18 protein-coding genes are annotated in these 19,405 nt (G+C 69.0%); 11 read left to right on the top strand and 7 right to left on the bottom strand.

What is annotated here, in order from left to right; all coding sequences use genetic code 11:
- Positions 1 to 48: 48 nt before the first annotated feature.
- From VHA73_07575 to nadA, 5 genes are all read right to left on the bottom strand, one after another.
- Positions 49 to 435 carry a PIN domain nuclease gene (locus tag VHA73_07575; GenBank protein HVX17877.1) on the bottom strand — a complete coding sequence of 129 codons (387 nt, stop codon included), beginning with the start codon at positions 433 to 435 and terminating at the stop codon, positions 49 to 51.
- Entirely contained in the window at positions 432 to 638 is a 207-nt protein-coding gene (locus VHA73_07580) for a type II toxin-antitoxin system VapB family antitoxin (GenBank protein ID HVX17878.1), read from the bottom strand. Before VHA73_07580 ends, VHA73_07575 begins: the two co-directional genes overlap by 4 nt.
- 71 nt (positions 639 to 709) lie before the next feature.
- Complete coding sequence (locus VHA73_07585) at positions 710 to 2,482, bottom strand: FAD-dependent oxidoreductase (protein HVX17879.1); 1,773 nt, start codon at positions 2,480 to 2,482, stop codon at positions 710 to 712.
- 118 nt (positions 2,483 to 2,600) lie between these two features.
- Positions 2,601 to 3,218, bottom strand: a complete 618-nt coding sequence (locus VHA73_07590; protein ID HVX17880.1) for a TetR/AcrR family transcriptional regulator — start codon at positions 3,216 to 3,218, stop codon at positions 2,601 to 2,603.
- Positions 3,219 to 3,437: 219 nt separating this feature from the next.
- Entirely contained in the window at positions 3,438 to 4,580 is a 1,143-nt protein-coding gene (nadA, locus tag VHA73_07595; GenBank protein HVX17881.1) for a quinolinate synthase NadA, read from the bottom strand.
- Between the two features lie 353 nt (positions 4,581 to 4,933).
- On the opposite strand from nadA, the gene VHA73_07600 reads away from it, so the two are divergent.
- From VHA73_07600 to VHA73_07610, 3 genes are all read left to right on the top strand, one after another.
- Positions 4,934 to 6,532 carry an alkaline phosphatase family protein gene (locus tag VHA73_07600; protein HVX17882.1) on the top strand — a complete coding sequence of 533 codons (1,599 nt, stop codon included), beginning with the start codon at positions 4,934 to 4,936 and terminating at the stop codon, positions 6,530 to 6,532.
- A 64-nt stretch (positions 6,533 to 6,596) separates the two neighbouring features.
- Positions 6,597 to 8,468, top strand: coding sequence for an excinuclease ABC subunit UvrC (uvrC, locus tag VHA73_07605; protein ID HVX17883.1), 1,872 nt, complete (start codon positions 6,597 to 6,599; stop codon positions 8,466 to 8,468).
- The gene (locus tag VHA73_07610) at positions 8,458 to 9,219 is read left to right on the top strand and encodes a class I SAM-dependent methyltransferase (protein HVX17884.1); all 762 of its coding nucleotides are present in this window, start codon (positions 8,458 to 8,460) and stop codon (positions 9,217 to 9,219) included. Before uvrC ends, VHA73_07610 begins: the two co-directional genes overlap by 11 nt.
- A gap of 24 nt (positions 9,220 to 9,243) precedes the next feature.
- On the opposite strand, the gene VHA73_07615 is transcribed toward VHA73_07610, so the two are convergent.
- Entirely contained in the window at positions 9,244 to 9,921 is a 678-nt protein-coding gene (locus VHA73_07615; GenBank protein HVX17885.1) for a winged helix-turn-helix transcriptional regulator, read from the bottom strand.
- Between the two features lie 109 nt (positions 9,922 to 10,030).
- Here VHA73_07615 and VHA73_07620 point away from each other — a divergent pair, with 109 nt between their 5' ends.
- A complete protein-coding gene (locus tag VHA73_07620; protein ID HVX17886.1) occupies positions 10,031 to 11,182 on the top strand; it encodes an acyl-CoA dehydrogenase family protein in 1,152 nt (383 codons plus the stop codon).
- A 15-nt stretch (positions 11,183 to 11,197) separates the two neighbouring features.
- Here VHA73_07620 and VHA73_07625 read toward each other — a convergent pair whose 3' ends face one another.
- Positions 11,198 to 11,713 carry a hypothetical protein gene (locus VHA73_07625; GenBank protein HVX17887.1) on the bottom strand — a complete coding sequence of 172 codons (516 nt, stop codon included), beginning with the start codon at positions 11,711 to 11,713 and terminating at the stop codon, positions 11,198 to 11,200.
- A 188-nt stretch (positions 11,714 to 11,901) separates the two neighbouring features.
- On the opposite strand from VHA73_07625, the gene VHA73_07630 reads away from it, so the two are divergent.
- The 7 genes from VHA73_07630 to VHA73_07660 all read left to right on the top strand — a co-directional run bounded on the left by VHA73_07630 (position 11,902) and on the right by VHA73_07660 (position 19,331).
- Entirely contained in the window at positions 11,902 to 12,252 is a 351-nt protein-coding gene (locus tag VHA73_07630) for a hypothetical protein (protein ID HVX17888.1), read from the top strand.
- Positions 12,253 to 12,277: 25 nt separating this feature from the next.
- Positions 12,278 to 13,129 (top strand): RNase adapter RapZ, encoded by an 852-nt coding sequence (gene rapZ, locus VHA73_07635; protein HVX17889.1) that lies wholly within the window; start codon positions 12,278 to 12,280, stop codon positions 13,127 to 13,129.
- The gene (gene yvcK / locus VHA73_07640) at positions 13,126 to 14,028 is read left to right on the top strand and encodes a uridine diphosphate-N-acetylglucosamine-binding protein YvcK (protein ID HVX17890.1); all 903 of its coding nucleotides are present in this window, start codon (positions 13,126 to 13,128) and stop codon (positions 14,026 to 14,028) included. The genes rapZ and yvcK overlap by 4 nt, the downstream gene beginning before the upstream one ends.
- 105 nt (positions 14,029 to 14,133) lie before the next feature.
- Positions 14,134 to 15,144, top strand: coding sequence for a type I glyceraldehyde-3-phosphate dehydrogenase (gene gap, locus VHA73_07645; GenBank protein HVX17891.1), 1,011 nt, complete (start codon positions 14,134 to 14,136; stop codon positions 15,142 to 15,144).
- Positions 15,145 to 15,170: 26 nt separating this feature from the next.
- A complete protein-coding gene (locus VHA73_07650) occupies positions 15,171 to 16,295 on the top strand; it encodes a phosphoglycerate kinase (GenBank protein HVX17892.1) in 1,125 nt (374 codons plus the stop codon).
- An 87-nt stretch (positions 16,296 to 16,382) separates the two neighbouring features.
- Complete coding sequence (gene tpiA / locus VHA73_07655; GenBank protein ID HVX17893.1) at positions 16,383 to 17,177, top strand: triose-phosphate isomerase; 795 nt, start codon at positions 16,383 to 16,385, stop codon at positions 17,175 to 17,177.
- Between the two features lie 564 nt (positions 17,178 to 17,741).
- A complete protein-coding gene (locus VHA73_07660) occupies positions 17,742 to 19,331 on the top strand; it encodes a peptide ABC transporter substrate-binding protein (protein HVX17894.1) in 1,590 nt (529 codons plus the stop codon).
- Positions 19,332 to 19,405 lie beyond the last annotated feature (74 nt).

Below are 19,405 nucleotides of genomic sequence, written 5' to 3' on the forward strand. Positions count from 1 at the left end.
AAACACCATACTTCCGCACGCTCGGCCTGGCTCGCCCGGTGCTCGCAGCTATGCCACGACAGTGAGACTCGTATGCCGGGCGAGGGTGTCGAAGTCCGCGTCTTGGTGAAGCACGGGTGCGCCGTTGGCGACGGCCACGGCAGCGATGAGGCAGTCGATGAGCTTGCGCGGGGTCTCTCCGTTGTGGCGACACGTTCGGTACATCTGCGCGGCGGCGTCGTAATGGACCGGCTCGGTCGCGAGCATCTCCGCCCGTGCCAGGAGGCGGGTCAGCTGCTGGAGCTGGCCTTCGTCGCGGGCGCCGGCGAGCACTTCCATGCGCACCGTGTCGGTGCATGCGATCGATTCACCCAACAGTTGGTCAACTCGCTGACAGACGGGGCTTCCCGTGTCGCGGAGGAACTCGATCCACGCCGAGGTGTCGATCAGGATCACGTGGCGACGCGACCGGCGCGCATGTCTTCGAGGTCGCCGTCCCAGCCCGAGCCGCGCAGGGCGCGCGCCTCATCGAGCGCGAGGGGCTCCGACGCCAGATGCTGGAGTGCGAAGTTGACCGCCTCGCGCTTGGTGGCGAACCGGTAACGCCGCATGACTGCGGCACACGCCTCATCATCGATGTCGATGTTGGTGCGTGCCATACACCAACGATACACCCCCCGCTGTGCAGTCCCGCTTCCGGGCGAAGTGCGCGCACATCAGGGGCGCTTGGTCAAGGCCGGGTGTGGTCGGGGTCGAAGGCGTTGGGCTGGCGGGCGGCATACGCGAAGGCGTCGGCGGCGCGGAAGGGCTCGAACTCGGGCGGCACGTAGAGGCCATGCACGCTGGCCCGGCTGCCGAAGTAGCCCGCGGCGTCGAGCACGCCGTTGGCAGCCGTGCGGCCGCCCTGGTTGGCGCCGTCCATGGTGGTGACGTTGATCTTGGTCTGCACCCAGTCGCCCGCCAGGAACAGGTTGCGCACCTTGGTGGTCGACGTCGGGCGGTTGTACCAACCGCCCGGGTCTTGCACGAACAGGGGCGTGTCGTTGGTGACACCCGACGTGCCGGGGTTGATGATCGCCGGGTCGAGATACCACGAGTGCAACATGTCGTCGCTCAGCACGACCCCGGTGTCGTTCACATGGGCTTTGATCTGGGCCCAGACCTCGTTCGCGATCTCCTGGGGTGTGCACTCCTTGGCGGTCTTGCCGTAGAGGATCCCGGGGGTGACCCAGTCGGAGACGATGGTGGAGAAGGACTCCTTCACGGTGCCGTCGCCGTATTGGGAGAGGTCCCGTTTCCAGAACTGCGCCTGGCTGATCGAGGTCACCGCGAACGGCGAGTCGACGTAGTTCACGTGGCCGTTGGTGAGGTCGAGACGCTCTCGAAGGTGGAACACCAAGCCGTTCATCCAGTCGGTCTTCAGCTTGGCGATCCCCGCGAGCGACGGGTCGGCGGCGAGCAGTTGCGGGCTGAGCAGCGCGGCCATGCGCTCGCACGGGATGGCGCACACGTAGTGGTCGGCGGTGACCTGGTGCATGCCGCCTGACGCGTCGGCCGCGGTCGCGCCGGTAATGGCTCGGTCGGCTACGTCGAGCCCGGTGATCGTGGTGCCGAGGTTGAACGTGACACCCAGGCTGGTGAGGTGGTCGACCCAGTGGCGGAGCCACACCTCGCTGGTCGGGCCGTTCAGCACTCGGTCGACGGTGCCGTTCACGTCGTTGCCCTGCCCGATGATGCTCATGACGGTGGCCAGGCCGACCAGGCCGATGGCGTGGGTTGACGCGTCGCTCGACTTGGTGGCCGCGAGGTTTCGGACCAGCGAACGCGAGACGATCTTGCGGTACTCGGCCGACATGTCCGACTCACGGATGAAGTCGCTCCAACTGACGTACTCCCATTGGCCGAGGCGTCGGGCGTCGCAGCTCGACACGTACGTCCACAGCTTCGCCACGAAGTACGCGGCCTCATCGGCCGGCAACAGCGACAGCTCTTTGAACGCCGCGAGCACCGTCTGCTCGAAGGCGTCCGGCGTGTAGCCCATCGGCGGGAGCGACAGCGGCACGGTCAGGTCGGCGCGGCCCTCGAGCGCGGTGCGGTAGGTCGAGGCGCGCACGAGTTGGTCGTAGGTCGTTCCGCCGCCCGGCAGCGGCGTGCGGCGCATCGTGTCGCCGAGGTTGAAGTAGAAGCCGGGGAAGAAGCGGAACCCGTGTTCGGCCATCAAGGGGTCCCGCCCGCCGGTGGCCGACCCGGGCACGTCGATCGACCAAGCCTTGCCGCCGAGGTGTTGTGAGCGCTCGTACACCGTCACCGCGAAGCCACGCTCGGCGAGCTCATGCGCCGCGGTGAGGCCGGCGACACCCGCACCGAACACGGCTACCGACCGGCCACCAGGGGCGGCCGCGGCCGGCCGAGCGGTCAGCCTCGGGAGCAGCGCGGTGACGGCGGCCGCGGTGCCGAGTCGTCCGGCGTCCGCAAGGAACTGGCGTCGGGTCGGGTTGGACATCGGGTGTGTCTCCTTCGAGAGGTTGTCCGCGTGGTCGCCCGTCCAAGTCAGTGGTGGTTCGGGTTGAGGTCAGGACTGGTTGAGTGGCTCGTCGCAGGTGGCTTCCGTCGGCCGGTGGCTACCCGGACGGCACCTCGACGAGCGGTGCGCCTGCCAACGCCGCGAGGTGGTCGGCGAGCATGCGCGACGCGACGCGGCGTCGACGACCTGCGGCAACGACGCGGGCGCGCAAGCCCAGTCCAGCGAGGAGGACCTCGAGTCGGTCGGCCTCGTATGTGAGGTCGAGCCCGGACGGAAGGTCGCCGTCGATCACGGCCTCGCCCAGCGCGTCGGCGAGCATGGCCGCGAGCCCGGCGCGCGCGGTCTCGAGCTCGGACGCCGAGGGCTCGTCGGGCTGCGCAACCGACCAGGCCGCGGCCCACACCTGCCAGGTGAGGCGCCGTTCCTCGTCATAAGGGAGGAGGGCTTCAGCCATGGCGAGTACCGCACTGGTGCCGCGCTGGCGCTTGCGGGCGGCCACGACGCGTGCCGCTGCCAGCCGGTTGTTGTAGCGGAGCACCTCGTCGGCAACTTGTTGCTTGTCGGCGAAGTAGTGCATCACGAACCCCGTGGAGACGCCCGCCTCGTCAGCGATGGCCCGCACAGTCGCTCCTTTGAAGCCCCGCGCCGCGATCGTGCGGCGCGCGGCTTCGATGACTCGCACGCGGGCATGGGGATCGCGGACCTGCTTGGGCACGAGCGCGTCCCCCTTGGTGCGTCGGCCAGTTGGGCGACCCTGTCGACAAGCCAACACAACTGTTACGGAACAACTGTGATGACATGGTGCACGAAGCGCGCCGCCAGGTCAATGGTCTTCGCGGAGGCGACCAGTGCCGAGGCAGCGCGTCGTGAGGACGCGTGACCGCCGCGGGCGACCCGGGACGGTCTGGGATGCGCCGCTGACGACGCGCCGAAGTCAGCTCTCGGTGATGTCGATCATGCGCTGGAGGGCGACACGGGCCCACTGCGCGGTCTCGGGTTCGACGGTGATCTGGTTGCGAACCTTCCCGTTCACCAGGCCGTCGAGCTGGTAGGCGAGGTGCGGCGCATCGATCCGGAACATGGTCGAGCACGGGCACACGAGCGGGTCGAGTGACACGACGGTCTTGTCGGGCGTCTCGTCGTTCAGCCGGTTGACCAGGTGGATCTCGGTACCAACCGCGATGACCGACCCCGTGGGCGCGGCGGCCACAGCTTTGATGATGTAGTCGGTGGAGCCGACCTGGTCGGCGAGCTCGCACGTCTCATGCGGGCACTCGGGGTGCACGACCACGATGCCGCCAGGGTGCTCGGCGCGGAACGCCTCGATCTGCGAGGGGGTGAAGCGCTGGTGGACCGAGCAGTGGCCCTTCCACAGCAACATCGTGGCGTCCTTGCAATCCGCATCGTCGAGGCCGCCGAGGTCGAAGCGCGGGTTCCACAGCCGCATGTCGTCAGCGGTGAGACCGAGGTCGAAGCCGGTGTTGCGCCCCAAGTGCTGGTCTGGGAAGAAGATGAGCTTGTCGCCGCCGCCGGTGGCGCCCTGGGTGTCGAGGCCGGCGGGCTTGCCACGCCCGAGGGCCCACTCGACGATCGATCGAGCGTTCGTCGACGTGCACACCGAACCACCGTGGCGACCCACGAACGCCTTGATGGCCGCCGAGGAGTTCATGTACGTGATGGGGACCAGTCGCTCGACATCGATCACGTCCGCAAGCGACTCCCACGCTTCTTCGACCTCGTCGATGTCGGCCATGTCGGCCATCGAGCAGCCGGCGTTGAGGTCAGGAAGGGTGACTTGTTGGTGGTCAGCGGTGAGGATGTCGGCCGACTCGGCCATGAAGTGCACGCCGCAGAACACGATGTAGTCGGCCGCGGGCCGCTGTTGGGCGAGCACCGACAGCCGGTACGAGTCGCCGCGGGCGTCGGCCCAGCGCATCACCTCGTCGCGCTGGTAGTGGTGGCCGAGGATGAAGAGTCGCTCTCCGAGCGCAGCTTTCGCCGCGCCGATCCGGTCAGCGAGTTCGTCGTCGGTCGCGGTCAAGTACTCCTCGGGCAGAGGCGTCTGGATGCGCAACATGTCGGTGAACCCTCCATGGGGTGCGTGCTCCGTGAACGGACGGTGGGGGCAGCCGGGTCGCCTCGCCACGGGGATGTCGTCCTGGGAGCAGATATGTCGCCGTAAACCCGGTCGGCGTAGGGGCAGTGTACTTCCGCGGCACGTCGGCGCCACGTATCGACGGGTTCGCGCGGCGGAAGGATCGCGTCCCCGACACGCACGTCGTGCACTTCGGCGGCGACGCGAGGCTCGGTCGGCCGACGAAGCCGCAGCTTGCGGCCCCGAGGGCTGCGCCATCTGACGTGGTCGCAGGTCGACGCGTTCGGCCCATCACCCCGGGCGCGCAACCACGACGCACGGGCATCATGGCGGCCATGGACCGTCGACGATTCCTCGCTGACAGTGCCCGGCTCGCGGCGGGTGCCGGGGCGCTGGCGGTGGTCGGCGGGGCGCTGTCGGGCTGCGGGCCGGATGGCAAGCCGGCTGGGCGCGGGGGCCTCGGTGGCAGTGGTCCCAGCATCACCGCGCCGAAGCGGGCGCTGAGCGACGAGCCGCTGCTGGCATCGCCCGCAGCCAGCTCACCGATCGACCACGTGGTGGTCGTGATGATGGAGAACCGTTCCTTCGACCACTGGCTCGGCTGGTTGGCGACCGATCACGCGTGGCTGGAGGCCGGACGCTCCCGTTACGGCAAGACCTTCAGGGTCGAGGCCGACCAGCGCCAGACCTTCGCCGGGCCGAACGGTCCGGTGGCCACACGCCACTGGCCGGGAGGACGAGCCGCAGGTGACGGGTTCCGCGGGTGTGGCCACCCCGACCCGGGCCACACGTGGACCCAAGGGCGCGCGCAGCGCGATCGGGGCTTTCTCGGCACGGGAAGCGGCAACGACGAGTTCGCGCTGGGGTACTACGAGGCGGCGGACCTCCCGTTCACGTCTGCCCTGGCGCGACGCTTCACCGTGTGCGACCACTCGCACGCGTCGCTGCTCGCGTCGACGTATCCGAACCGGATGTATCTGCACTCCGCGCAGTCCGGCGGCATCAAAGGCAACCAGCTCCCGCCCGCCGGCGGGCTCCCGTGGGACACGATCTGGGACCGTCTCGCGAAGGCTGGTGTGTCGGCCCGCTACTACTCGACCGACCTGCCGGTCACGCTCCTTTGGGGCACGCGGCTGCTGTCGATCAACAGCCAGGTCGACGACTACTTCGCGGACTGCAAGGCCGGGAAGCTGCCGGCTGTGACGATGGTCGATCCCGGCTTCATCGGAGGCAGCCGCACCGATGACCATCCCCACGGCGACGTCCACGCGGGCGAGCGGTTCCTGCAGGACGTGTTCCGCGCGTTCGCAGCGTCGCCGCACTGGGAGCACGGGCTGTTCGTGTTGACCTACGACGAATGGGGTGGCTTCTTCGACCACGTCCGTCCGGCCACGTTCGCCGATCAGCGCTTGTCGGCCGAGGACTCGGAGAACTTCGGGCAGGGCGGGTTCCGGGTGCCCACCGTCGTCGCCTCGCCGTACGCCCGGCGCGGTTACGTCGACCACACCGTGTTCGACCACACCTCGATCCTGCGCTTCATCGAGTGGCGGTTCCTCGGCGCGCCCGCGGAGGGCGCCGGCCATCCGGGACCCGGCGCGGCGTCGTGGGCGTTGACCGAGCGCGACACCAACGCCAACAACATCGGCGTCTCGCTGGTCCGTCGCCGCGATGCCGCGGTCGACTTCGATGTCGATGCGGCGATCCCCGCGTCCACTGCGGCCTGTGCGGGTGCTGCCGAGGGGCTTGCGTGGAGCCCTGCGGTCACCGGCGAGGTTGGTGGGCCGCAAGCTGTCCCGATCCGATCGAGGACCGGGTCGGCGGGCTGGACTCGAGCGGTGCCGGACCACGAACTCGCCCTGTTGGCGACGACCGGCTGGCTGGAGCGTGAAGGCCTCTCGTTCGAGCCGTCGACGATGGCGACCCGCTGGGTCTGAACCGCGCGGCCCACCGCCCGCACGCTGGGACGCACGGCGCCCGACCCTCCCTACGATGGGGCCGATGGTCCAGCGTCCACCAGCCGGCACGATCCCCGACGCGCCCGGCTCCTACCAGTTCAAAGACGGCGCTGGCCGCGTGATCTACGTGGGCAAGGCGAAGTCCCTTCGCCAGCGCCTGTCGAACTACTTCCAGAACCCGCGCAACCTGCCGCCGCGCACGGCGCAGATGGTCGCCACCGCCGAAACCGTCGAGTGGATCCAGGTCAACAACGACGTCGAAGCGTTGATGCTCGAGTACAACCTCATCCAGCGCCACCGGCCGCGGTTCAACGTCCGCCTGGTCGACGACAAGAGCTATCCGTTCTTGGCCGTCACCGTCAGCGACGAGTGGCCCCGGCCGATGGTCATGCGCGGCAGCAAGCGCAAGGGGGTGCGGTACTTCGGGCCCTACGGGCACGCCTACGCGATTCGGGAGACGCTCGATCTGCTGCTGCGAACCTTCCCGCTGCGCACCTGCTCCGACAACAAGTTCGAGCGCCACGAGAAGCTCGGCCGGCCGTGCTTGTTGTTCCACATCGAGAAGTGCTCGGGGCCCTGCGTGGGCGAGGTCACCCATGAGCGCTACCAGGAGCTGCTCGACGAGCTGCTCGAGTTCCTGGCCGGCGACACCGACACGATCGTCAAGCGGCTCGAGAGCGAGATGGGCGAGGCCGCCGAGGTGCTCCAATTCGAGCGCGCGGCACGCATCCGCGACCGGCTGGCGAGCGTCCGCAAGGCGATCGAGCGCCAGCAGATGGTGGCCGACCGCAACGAGGACATCGACGTGTTCGGGATCGCGGACGACGAGCTCGAAGCCGCCGTCCAGGCGTTTCACGTCCGCAAAGGGCGGGTGCTGGGTCGCAAAGGGTTCGTGCTCGACAAGGTCGAGGACCTCAGCCCCGCCGAGTTGGTGTCCAAAGTGCTCGAGGGCTTCTACCAGGAGATCCCGCCGCTCGGGTTGCCCAAGCAGGTGCTGGTGCCGACCGAGCCCGACGACCTCGACCTCCACCAACGCTGGCTCAGCGAGCTGCGCGGCTCGCAGGTCACGATCCGAGTGCCCCAGCGCGGCGGGAAGCGCACCCTTGCCGACACCGTCACCCGCAACGCAAAGGAGGAGTTCACCCGCCACCGTCTGCGTCGGGCCGCCGATCACAACAGCAGGGCCCGGGCGCTCAACGACTTGCGCGACCAGCTCCAGCTCCCCGAGGCGCCACTGCGGATCGAGTGCTACGACATGAGCCACCTGCAAGGCACCGACTACGTCGGTTCGATGGTGGTGATGACCGACGGGCTTCCGGACAAGCGCGAGTACCGCCGCTTCAAAGTGCACGTTCCCCAGAACGACGACTTCGCCGCGATGGAGGAAGTGCTCACCCGGCGGCTCGGCAACTACCTGGAAGAGCGCGCCAAGCCGGTGGCCGATCGGGGGAAGTTCCAGTACCCACCCCAGCTGCTGCTCGTCGACGGCGGCAAGGGCCAGCTGTCGGTCGCGGTGCGGGTGCTCGAGGAACTCGGGCTGGAGGAGGAGATCCCGGTGGCCTCTCTCGCGAAGCGCTTCGAAGAGGTGTACCTGCCGAACCGGTCTGAGCCGGTCCGCCTGCCGCGCCAATCAGAGTCGCTGTACCTGTTGCAGCGGATCCGCGACGAATCGCATCGCTTCGCGATCACGTATCACCGGCTGCTGCGCGGCAAGCGGATGACGAAGTCCGCCCTCGACGACATCCCTGGACTCGGTCCTACGCGCAAGAAGCGGCTCGTGAAGGAGCTGGGCGGCGTCAACGCCGTGAAGGCCGCGTCGCTCGACGAGCTCCAGGCGCTCACGTGGCTGCCCGACACGGTGGCCGGCGCGGTGCACCGAAAGCTGCACACGGCAGGGGATCGTCGTGGCGGCTGAGCCCGAGCCCGGCGCGGCCCGCACCTCCAACCGCGACTTGTGGGAACGGCACGCTCGCTGGTGGCAGGACGGTTTCACCGACGGCGCCGATCCCGAGTACGTCGAGCAGATCCTGCCGCTCGCGGCGCAGTGGCTGCGGGGCCATGACCGGGTGGTCGACATCGGTTGCGGCGAAGGGCAGGTGTCCCGGCTGGTGGCCGACATCGGGGCAGCGCAGGTCGTCGGCCTCGACCCGACCCGCGGCCAAGTCGCGACCGCCCGGGCGCGCGGCGGTGCGCACTACGTGCGGGCCGGGTCCGATCGCCTGCCATTTCCCGACGGTCATTTCGACGCCGCCGTGACCTGCCTGGTGTTCGAGCACGTCGACGCGCTCGACGAGTCGTTGGCGGAAGTGGCACGGGTTCTGCGCGAAGGCGGCCGGTTCGTGTTGTTCCTCAACCACCCGCTGCTCCAGACGCCCGGGTCCGGTTGGATCGACGACCAGATGCTCGAGCCCCCTGAGCAGTACTGGCGCATCGGCCCGTACCTCACCGAGCAGCGCACGACCGAGGAAGTCGAACCGGGCGTGTTCATCGAGTTCCTGCACCGCCCGCTGTCTCGTTACGTCAACGGCCTGGCCGACAACGGAATGGTCGTGCGCCACATGGCGGAGCCGGCGCCGCCTCCAGGGTTCTTGATCCGCGCGCCGGAGTACGAAGAAGCCGCCACCATCCCGCGCCTGCTGTTGCTGGTGGCCGACAAGATGGCGTGATCGGCGCCGTGCAACACCTTGCGGTCAGCGCGGTGCGGCCGCTTGCACCAGGGGAGCGATCGGGCTGAGCCGCAGCACGCGCGGCATCTGGCGCACCCGGGCGGCGGTGCCGTCGAAGCGGAGCTGCCCCGACGACATGGCCTCGCGCAGCGGCAGGTGTCCGACCCACACTTCGTAGAGGGTGGCGACATCGGACGTGATCGTGATGTCGACGTCGTAGCCCGGGTCGGCCTTGCACACCGACGGCACGCCGTCTTCGAGGACGATCCAGAACCGGCGGGGGTCGTCGCTGAACCGGAGGTAGATCACGTGGCGCTTGCCCGGGAGCCCCGAGGTGTCCAGCCGCTCGTGCATCCACCAGACCAAGAGCTCTGCGTCGAGCTCCTCGGGGCGGGGACGGCCGAACGCCCATCGCGCTCCCCAGGCGCCCAGCCCGAAGACGACATCATGGAGCGCTTCGCCGGCATCGGTCAGCACGTAGTCCGTGCCGCGTCGCGTGACGATGCCCGCCGCTTCGAGCTGGCGCAACCGCTTGCTCAGCAGGGTCCGCGACAACCCCGGGAGGCCGCGGGCCAGATCGTTGAACCGGGAGGTCCCCACGAGCAGGTCGCGGATGATCAACAGCGACCATCGTTCGCCGACGACGTCGAGTGCCCGTGTGACCGGGCAGTACTGCCCGTAGCCGGCGCGTGGATCGCCCATGCCGTCCCCCTCGATGCGGAATCCGGGCCCGATCCTACGCGGCGGTCTGGGAGCAGGCGGTACAGCATCTGCACTGGGCAGCGGGTCGACCCGTTCGTACCGTCGGAGCATGGCACTCCAATCTGTTCACGAGCCGGACTCAGCCATTCCCACCCAGGCCGACTGGGTTGGCGTCGCACGGTCGGTGGGCGCCGCCGTCCGGCCGGGCGTGACCGCGGCCGACCAGGCGGGCACGCTCGACCGTGAGGCCTTCGGGCGGCTGAAGGCAGCGGGGCTGACGGCAGCGCTCGTCCCCGCTGAACTGGGTGGCGGCGGCGCGTCGCACCGCATGATGTGCGAAGCGCTGCGAGCGCTCGGCCGGCACGACCCGGCGCTGGCGGTCACGTTGTCGATGCACAGCCACCTCGTGGCCTTCCAGCTGTGGCGCCAGCTCCACGGCATGGACGCCGAGATGGTGCTCCGCAAGGTTGCCGGAGGTGCGGTGTTGATCAGCACCGGCGCGTCGGACTGGCTGGGGTCGAACGGGCGGGCCGAGCGCGCCGACGGCGGGTATCGGGTGTGGTCCCGCAAGTCACCGGCGAGCGGATGCGAGGTCGGCGACGTGCTGGTGACCAGCTTCCGCTGGGACGACAGCCCCGACGGGCCCCAGGTCCTGCACGGGTCGGTGCCGTTCGCTGCGGACGGCGTCTCGATCGAGCCCACGTGGGACACGCTCGGCCTGCGGGCCACCGGGTCACACACCGTGGTCCTCGACGGCGTCTTCGTGCCGGACGAGGCGGTCTCGCTGACGCGCCCGGCCGACGTGTGGCACCCGGTGTGGAACATCGTTCTCGGGGCGGCACTGCCGCTGATCATGGCTGCCTATCTCGGGGTCGCCGACGCGGCCGTCGACTTGGCGCTCGACGGGGCGGCCGGCCGTGCGGACGCACCCTCGCTCCAACTCGCTGGCGAGATGGTCAACGCCCACACGCTCGCGCACGACGTCGTGGTGGCCATGGCGAACGCTGCCGATGACCTGCGCTTCGACAACACCGATCAGCTCGCCAGTTCGATGCTGGGCCGCAAGACGATCGCTGCCGACGCGCTGATCGACACGGTCCGCCTCGCCGTCGAGCTCACCGGCGGCAGGGCCTACACCCGGGGTGGTGACCTCGAACGGCTCTACCGCGACGTGCACGGGTGCCTGTTCCATCCGCTGCCGCGAGCCAAGCAGACCCACCTCAGCGGGCGGGTGGCCGTCGGGCTCTCGCCGGTGGGCTGACCTCAGCGGCGAGGGTCAGCGGCCGCGCTGGCCGCCAGGGCCGGCGCCGCGCACGGCCTCGGACCAGTGGATGATGGCTCGCCACCGACCCGTCGTCGTGATCGGGCTGACCACCACGGTGGTGTCGAGCAGCCATTCGAGCACCTCGCGGTGATCGATTTCCTCCGGTAGCAGGGCGACCAACCCGCGGCGGGGCGCGTCCTGCACGACCTTCCAGCCTTGGGGGATCGTCTTGCCTTCGTCGCCCAACAGCGCCCGGACGCGGTGGGGGCGGCTGTGCTGCACACCAACCGACTCGGGGGTGACGCCCTTGCGGACCCGCTCGCTGGCGGTCCACGTGGCCAACGTCAGCTGCGGGCTCCGGCGGTTGAAGAGCGCAGCGAAGGGGCCGGGCCGCTTGAGCTCGTCGTCGCTCACCGCGGGCTGCAGGTTGATCCAGCCGAGCTGTGCGGCCGCCATCTGTTCCATACGGGACAACACGCGGTCGAGCTCCGCAGGGTCGAACTCGAAGGTCTCCGGTCGGCGGGCCACCCGCCGAGCGTAGGACCCGCGGGCTCCCGTCGACGCCGCGTGCCTCAACCCTGGCGACAGCCGGCCGATGGGACGGAGTGTCGCCGATCTGGCTCTCGCACCACCACGCGGGTGACTCGGATCGCTGCGTACGGCTGGGGAACGCAGCGATCTGCCGTCGCTGCCTGGTGCTGTACCCGGTGGCGCTGATGACCGTCCTCGCCGCCCGGTCGGGAGCGCGTTGGCCGGAGTCGCTGGACCAGCGGCTCCTGTGGCTGTTGCCCATCCCGGCGGTGCTGGACTTCCTCGGCGACCTGCTCAGCGGTCGCCACCGCCCCGCGCGCCAAGTCCTCGCCACCGTGGCGCTCGCAATCGCGATGGGCGTGGCGTGGCTCCGGCTGCAAGACGGCCTCGGCGACGGGCTGGTGTGGTCGGTCGTGGCCACCTACGGGCTGGCCTGCCTGTTCGTCGTGTGGGCGAGGCCCCGGACGGCGGACGGCCGAGGCGAGCTGGCCGGCCACGAGGCGCACCTCGGCGCGTCGCCCCCGGACCGCCGCTGACGGGTCCCCACTACGCTGGGGATCGATGACGGACTTCGTCGTGATCGCCGGCCTGTCCGGGGCTGGCCGGACCACCGCCGCCGACGAGCTCGAGGACTTGGGCTGGTTCGTGATCGACAACTTGCCCACGGCCCTGTTCCCGAAGTTCCTCGAGCTCACCGCCAACCCCAAGAGCGGCTACGAGCGGGTCGCGTTGGTGGTCGGCGCGGGACCCGCCGACGGCGAGCTCAACGCATCGATCGCGGCGATGCGGGCACCCGGCTCCACGGTGCGGATCCTGTTCCTCGACGCGTCAACGGAGTCGCTCGTGCGCCGCTACGAGAGCACGCGGCGGCGCCACCCGCACCAGGGCGGCGGGAGCCTCACCACCTCGATCGAAGCGGAACGGGGGCTGCTGGGCCCGCTGAAGGACGAAGCCGACATCGTGATCGACACGTCCGACCTCAACATCCACGAGCTGCGCCGGCGGGTGGTCGAGGTGTTCGGGCAGGAATCGCCGGCGGGCGCCATGCAGGTCCGCGTCGTGTCGTTCGGCTACAAGCACGGCCTGCCGCTCGATGCCGATCTGGTCTTCGACTGCCGGTTCTTGCCGAACCCGCACTGGGTCGACGAGTTGCGACCGCTGACGGGGCTCGACGAGCCGGTCCGGCAGTTCGTGCTCGGTCAACCGGCGGCCGAGCCCTTCGTGGGGGCGGTCGAGAAGCTGTTGCTGCTCACGCTGCCGGCGTTTCGCTCAGAAGGAAAGGCGTATCTGACCGTCGCGGTCGGCTGCACTGGTGGGCGCCATCGCTCCGTGGCCGTGGCGGAAGACCTCGGCGAGCGGCTCGCCGCGGACGGCACGCTGCTGACGGTGAGCCACCGGGACGTCGACAAGTGACGGCGACGCACGCCCCGGCGGTCGTGGCGGTGGGCGGTGGCCACGGCCTGGCCACGAGCCTGCGTGCCATCCGCATGTATGCGGGCTCGATCAGCGCGGTGGTGTCGGTCGCCGACGACGGTGGGTCGAGTGGTCGGCTGCGAGCCGCGTTGGGGGTGCCTGCGCCAGGCGACATCCGCCGCTGTGTCGGCGCGCTGGTCGGCGAGCCGTCGGTGCTCGCCGCGTCGCTGGACCATCGCTTCAGCGGAGGTGAGCTCGACGGTCACGCGCTCGGCAACGTGCTGCTGGCCGGCCTTGCCGACGCGACGGGTGACTTCACTTCGGCGGTTGACGAGCTCGCCCGCTTGGTGAACGCAGTCGGCACGGTCATCCCTGCCACGGTCGAGCCGGTGGTGCTGGTCGGCGACGGTGTGCACGGGAGAGTCGCGGGCCAGGTCGCCATCAAGCAGACCGGCGTCGACCATCTCGCACTCGATCCCGCCGCGCCGTCGAGCCCTCCGGCGGTGAGCAAAGTGATCGAGGCGGCCGACCAGGTGATCCTCGGTCCGGGTTCGCTGTACACGAGCGTGTTGGCGGCCGCGGTCGTGCCGGCGGTGCGCGAGGCGCTGCGCGCCACGTCGGCTCAGCGGGTGTACGTGTGCAACCTCGGCCCCGAGGGCCGGGAGACCGCGGGGCTCGACGCCGCCGCCCACGTGGAAGCGCTCGAACGGCACGGCATCGACGTCGATGTCGTGGTGCATCACCCGACTGCGTTGCCGGGCCGACCGATCCCGGTGCCGGTCGTGGAGCGTCCGGTGGCTCGCCTTCCGGACGGCCTGGCGCACGATCCCGTCCGGCTCGGCGAGGTGCTGGGGGATCTGGCCTCCGGCGTCTTGCAAGGGAACCGCGCCACCTACTAGCAAGCTGGGATCGGTCGCCCTCCCGGGGCGGCCGCTTTTCGCAGATCGACCCACGAGCCGATCACCAGATCGGCCCACGAAGCGCACGAAATGAGGCCGAGCGCCATGACCATTCGCATTGGCATCAACGGTTTCGGTCGGATCGGCCGCAACTTCTACCGGGCGATCCGGAGCCAAGGGGCCGACATCGAGGTGGTCGCCGCGAACGACCTCGGCTCGGTCGACCAGATGGCTCATCTCCTGCGGTTCGACTCGGTGATGGGTCGTTTCGACGGCGAGGTCACAGAAGTCGACGGCGGCATCGAGGTCGACGGCAAAGTCATCAAGATCCTCGCCGAGCGCGACCCGGCCCAGCTTCCCTGGGCCGACCTGGGCGTCGACTTGGTCGTCGAGTCGACCGGCTTCTTCAACAGCAGGGAGAAAGCGGCGGCGCACCTCGACGCAGGCGCTCCTCACGTGATCGTCTCGGCGCCTGCCACCAACGCCGATGCCACGTTCGTGGTCGGCGTGAACGACGACACGTTCGACCCCGCGCAGCACAAGGTGATCTCGAACGCCTCGTGCACCACCAACTGCTTCGTGCCGATGATCAAGGTGCTCGACGACGCGTTCGGCGTGCACAAGGGTCTCATGACCACCACGCACGCCTACACCGGTGACCAGCAGCTCGTCGACGGACCCCACAAGGACCTACGGCGGGCGCGCGCGGCGGCGGTGAACATCGTGCCGACGTCGACGGGAGCGGCGCGGGCCACCGGCATGGTGCTCGAGGCTATGAAGGGCCGCCTCGACGGCACCTCGTTGCGGGTGCCGATCCCGACCGGCTCGATCACCGACTTCGTCGGCATCCTCGACCGAGACGTGACGGTCGAAGAGGTCAACGCGGCCTACCAGAGCGCCGCAGCGAGTGGCCCGCTGTCCAACGTGCTGGTGTACAGCGAGGATCCGCTGGTCTCGTCTGACATCGTCGGCACGCCGGCCTCGTGCACGTTCGACTCGGGCCTCACGATGGCGATGGGGAACCTCGTGAAGGTGCTGGGTTGGTACGACAACGAGTGGGGCTACTCGAACCGCCTCGTCGATCTCGTCTCCATCGTCGGAGGCGCCGCGAAATGAGTCTCGGCACCGCTACCCCCGCGCGGGTGCCGGTGCTGGAGGATCTGGGTGATGTGAGCGGCAATTCCGTGCTGGTCCGCACGGACTTCAACGTGCCGCTCGAAGACGGGCACATCACCGACGACCTTCGCATCCGCGCGGCGCTCCCGACCCTCCAATGGCTGCAGGAGCGCGGCGCCAAGGTCACTGCGTGCAGCCACCTCGGACGCCCCAAGGGCAAGCCCGACGAGCGCTACGCGATGACCGCGGTCCGCGCCCGCCTCGCCGAGCTGGCGCCCGGGGTCGAGCTGATGGAGAACTTGCGCTTCGACCCCGGCGAGGAGAGCAACGACCCGGCGTTCGTCGCCCGCCTGACCGACGGATTCGACGCGTACGTGAACGATGCGTTCGGTGCGTCGCACCGCGCCCACGCTTCGATCGTCGGCCCGCCGGCCGTGCTGCCCAGCGCGGCGGGTCGTTTGCTCGCCCGTGAGGTCGAGGTCCTCGGCGACTTGCGCGAGCACCCCCGCCGCCCGTTCGTGGCGATGCTCGGCGGGTCGAAGGTGTCCGACAAGCTGGGTGTGATCCGCGCGCTGCTCGACGTGGTCGACGGTCTCGTCATCGGCGGCGCCATGTGCTTCACGTTCCTCGCCGCCCAGGGTCACCGGATCGGCGCGTCGATGTTCGAAGCGGACCAGGTCGACACCTGCCGCGAGCTGCTGGCCAGCGACGCGACGATCCACCTCCCGTCGGATCTCACCGCGCTCGGCCCCGGTGGCAAGTTGTTCGACCCACCCGCAGGTGGTGAGGTCCGCCAGTTCGGCGTGAACTTGCCCGAAGGTTGGATCGGTGCCGACATCGGTCCTGGCTCGGCCGCGGAGTTCAGCGACGTGATCATGGACGCTCGCACGGTGTTCTGGAACGGTCCGATGGGGGCATTCGAGGACGTCCGCTTCGCGGCCGGCACCCGCACGGTGGCCGAGGCCGTCGCGTCGACCAAGGCCTTCACCGTCGTCGGCGGGGGTGACAGCGCAGCGGCGATCGCGCGTTTCGGCCTGGCCGACCAGATCGACCACATCTCGACCGGCGGCGGCGCCTCGCTCGAGCTGCTCGAACAAGGCGACCTGCCCGGCCTGGCCGCGCTGCGGGCGGCACCGAACTTCCACGCGTAGGCCGGGCGGGCCGCAGCGGCCCGTCCGCCTTCATGCGAGCGCCCTAACCTGCGCCGGACTCGATTCCGCCGTCCCCCGGAGCCCGCCGTGCCGACCGCAACGCCTCCCGAGCGCAAGCCGCTGATCAGCGGCAACTGGAAGATGAACCACAACCACTTCGAGGCCATCCAGACGGTCCAGAAGCTGTCGTGGTCGTTGACCAAAGAGGACTACGACTCGGTCGAGGTGTCGATCCACCCGCCGTTCACCGATCTCCGCTCGGTGCAGACCGTGCTCGAGGCCGACCACATCCCGATCGCGCTCGGCGCCCAGCACTGCCACTCCGAGCCGAGCGGTGCGTTCACCGGCGAGGTCTCGGCACCCATGCTCGCCAAGCTCAACGTGCGGTACGTGATCGCCGGGCACTCGGAGCGGCGCGAGCTGTTCGGCGAGACCGACGAGTTCGTCAACGCCAAGGTCCATGCGATCCTCGAGGCCGGGATGTTGCCCATCTTGTGCGTGGGGGAGACGCTCGGCGAGCGTGACGAGGGCACCACGGAGGAGAAGGTCCGCAACCAGGTGCGTGCGGGGCTCCGAGGCGTGTCCGCTGACGACCTCGCCACGGTCGTGGTCGCGTACGAACCGATCTGGGCCATTGGCACCGGGCGGACCGCGAGCCCCGACGACGCGCAGGCCGTGTGCGCAGTGGTGCGCGACGAGCTCACGTCGGTTGGCGGCGAGTCCGCGGCCGGCGCGGTCCGGATCCAGTACGGCGGGTCGGTGAAACCGGAGAACGCGGCGGAGTTGATGGCCCAAACGGACATCGACGGCGCGTTGGTGGGGGGTGCGTCCCTCGATCCCGACCAGTTCGCCGCGATCATCCGCTTTCCCAACGCAGATTGACCGGTCCCGCCACCGCGCGGGATCCGGTGCATCGCCACGACCAGACGGCTACGTTCGCCACGGCTGGCGTCGGGCTGAGCCCGCAGCGAGGGCGATCTGACGCGCGCCGGTATGGGCAAGTTGTGTGCTCAGTTGACGATTTCGTCGCGAAATGCTTCGTGTCCTTACCCGCCACTATGCGTTTCTGCTACGTTTACCCGCGCTCGCTGGACGGGCTGTCTCCGGCCTCCCGGCTGGACCCGCCCCGAGCCCCGCTGGACCGGGGGTCTGCTGTGGAGGGAGCACGTGTCGGTGCCCTGCTCTCGGCTACCCGCGCGCCATCGGGTCGCTGTGGCGATCGTCACGTCTCGGGCGCCAGCCCTCTAGTGTTCCGCAGCGCATCCACGTCCACGTTCCAAGGAGGTCCACTCAGTGCGACCCAGGTCAGGTAGGAAACGCCTCGCAGCGGTAGCGGTGGGCTTGGCCCTCGTTGCCGGTGCGTGTGGCAGTTCGGGGAGCAACAAGACACAGAGCTCGACGGGCTCTGACGTCGCGAACCAGCTCAACAAGAAGAGCTGCGGAACGATGCAGTTCGACACGAACGTGCCAGACGGCGGCACCTTCACCGACTACGCGTGGCTCAGCAACTCGGGTACCAACACGAGCTGGGACCCTGGCGTGGTCCAGTCACTGGCCGAGGCCCAGATCACCAACGCGGTGTTCGACGGCCTGACCGACTTCGACTTCACGCAGAAGTGCAGCCCCGTCCTCAAGGGCCTCGTCGCCTCGAGCTGGGACAGCAACGCCGATGCGAGTGAGTTCACGTTCCACATCAAGAGCGGCCTGAAGTTCTCCAACGGCGAGTCGGTGCTGCCCTCCAACTTCAAGAAGGCTTGGGAGCGCGCAGGCTCGCAGGAGATCGCCTCTCCCTACGGCTACCTGATCGACTACATCAAAGGTGGTGCCGACCTGCAGGCCGGCAAGGTCCACGACCTGCCCGCGATCGTGGCCGACGACTCGGCGATGACCCTCAAGGTCACGCTGTCGGACCCGAACGCCGACTTCCCGGCGATCGTGTCGCACAGCTTCTTCTCGCCGATCAGCAACGCCGACCTGCAGAAGCTCGGCGACAAGCCCCCGGGCTGGGTCGGCGCGAGCATCGGCAACGGGCCCTTCATGCTCGACCCGGCCAAGGCGCCGACCACCGAGGAAGTCGACCTCGTGCCGAACCCGAACTGGGCCGGCAACGTGTACGGCGACAAGAAGGCGCACCTCGCGCACCTCATCTTCAAGGCCACCGACACAGTCGACACCGCATGGCAGACCTTCACCGGTGGCACCGGCAACGACGCCACGATCCCGCCGAACGGGATCAAGTCGGCCGAGGCCACGTACAAGAACAACACGGTGAAGGACCCGAACCTCGGGTCGTACTACTTCGACATCGGTGACGACATCCCGGAGCTCGCGGGTCCGAAGAACCGCGACCTGCGGATCGCCATCTCGCTGTCGATCAACCGGGCCGAGATCAACACCAAGGTGTACGAGGGTGCCCGCACCATCTCGACCGGCATCACGCCTCCGGGCATCCCCGGGTTCAAGGCAGGGCTGTGTGACTACTGCTCGTACAACCCGAAGCTGGCCAAGACCTACTACGACAAGTGGGTCAAGGCGGGCGGCAAGATCACCAAGCCGATCCGCATCAGCTTCAACGCCGGCGCCGGCCACGAGCCGGTGGTCCAGATCATCCAGGCGAACCTGAAGGACAACCTGGGCCTCAGCACCACGCTCGACCCGATCACCAAGACCTACTTCCGGGACATCCCGAAGGCTGGCGCTTGCATGATCTGCCGTTCGGGCTGGTACGCCGACTACCCGACGTACGGCAACTTCATGGTCGACCTGTTCTCGAAGGCCTCGATCGACGGCAACAACTTCGGGCGCTACGACAGCCCGCAGTTCGAGGCCAAGATCAAGGCCGCGCAGGCCGAGACCGACAAGACCAAGCGGGGTGAGCTGTACAACCAGGCCGAGCAGATCCTGCTCAACCAGGACGTACAGGCCATCCCGATCAACTGGTACACCGGCCAGATCGCGTACAGCAACAACGTGGTCAACTTCCACCAGCCGCCCCTGGGCTTGATGCTCTGGGAGAAGGTGGGCGTCACCAGCTGACCTGAAAACGTGGCAGGGGTGTCGGGGCTTCGGGCCCGGCACCCCTGTTGCACTCGTTCTCGGGCGGGGATCCC

It is taken from the genome of Acidimicrobiales bacterium (assembly GCA_035547835.1).
Taxonomy (GTDB): Bacteria; Actinomycetota; Acidimicrobiia; order Acidimicrobiales; family Iamiaceae; genus DASZTW01.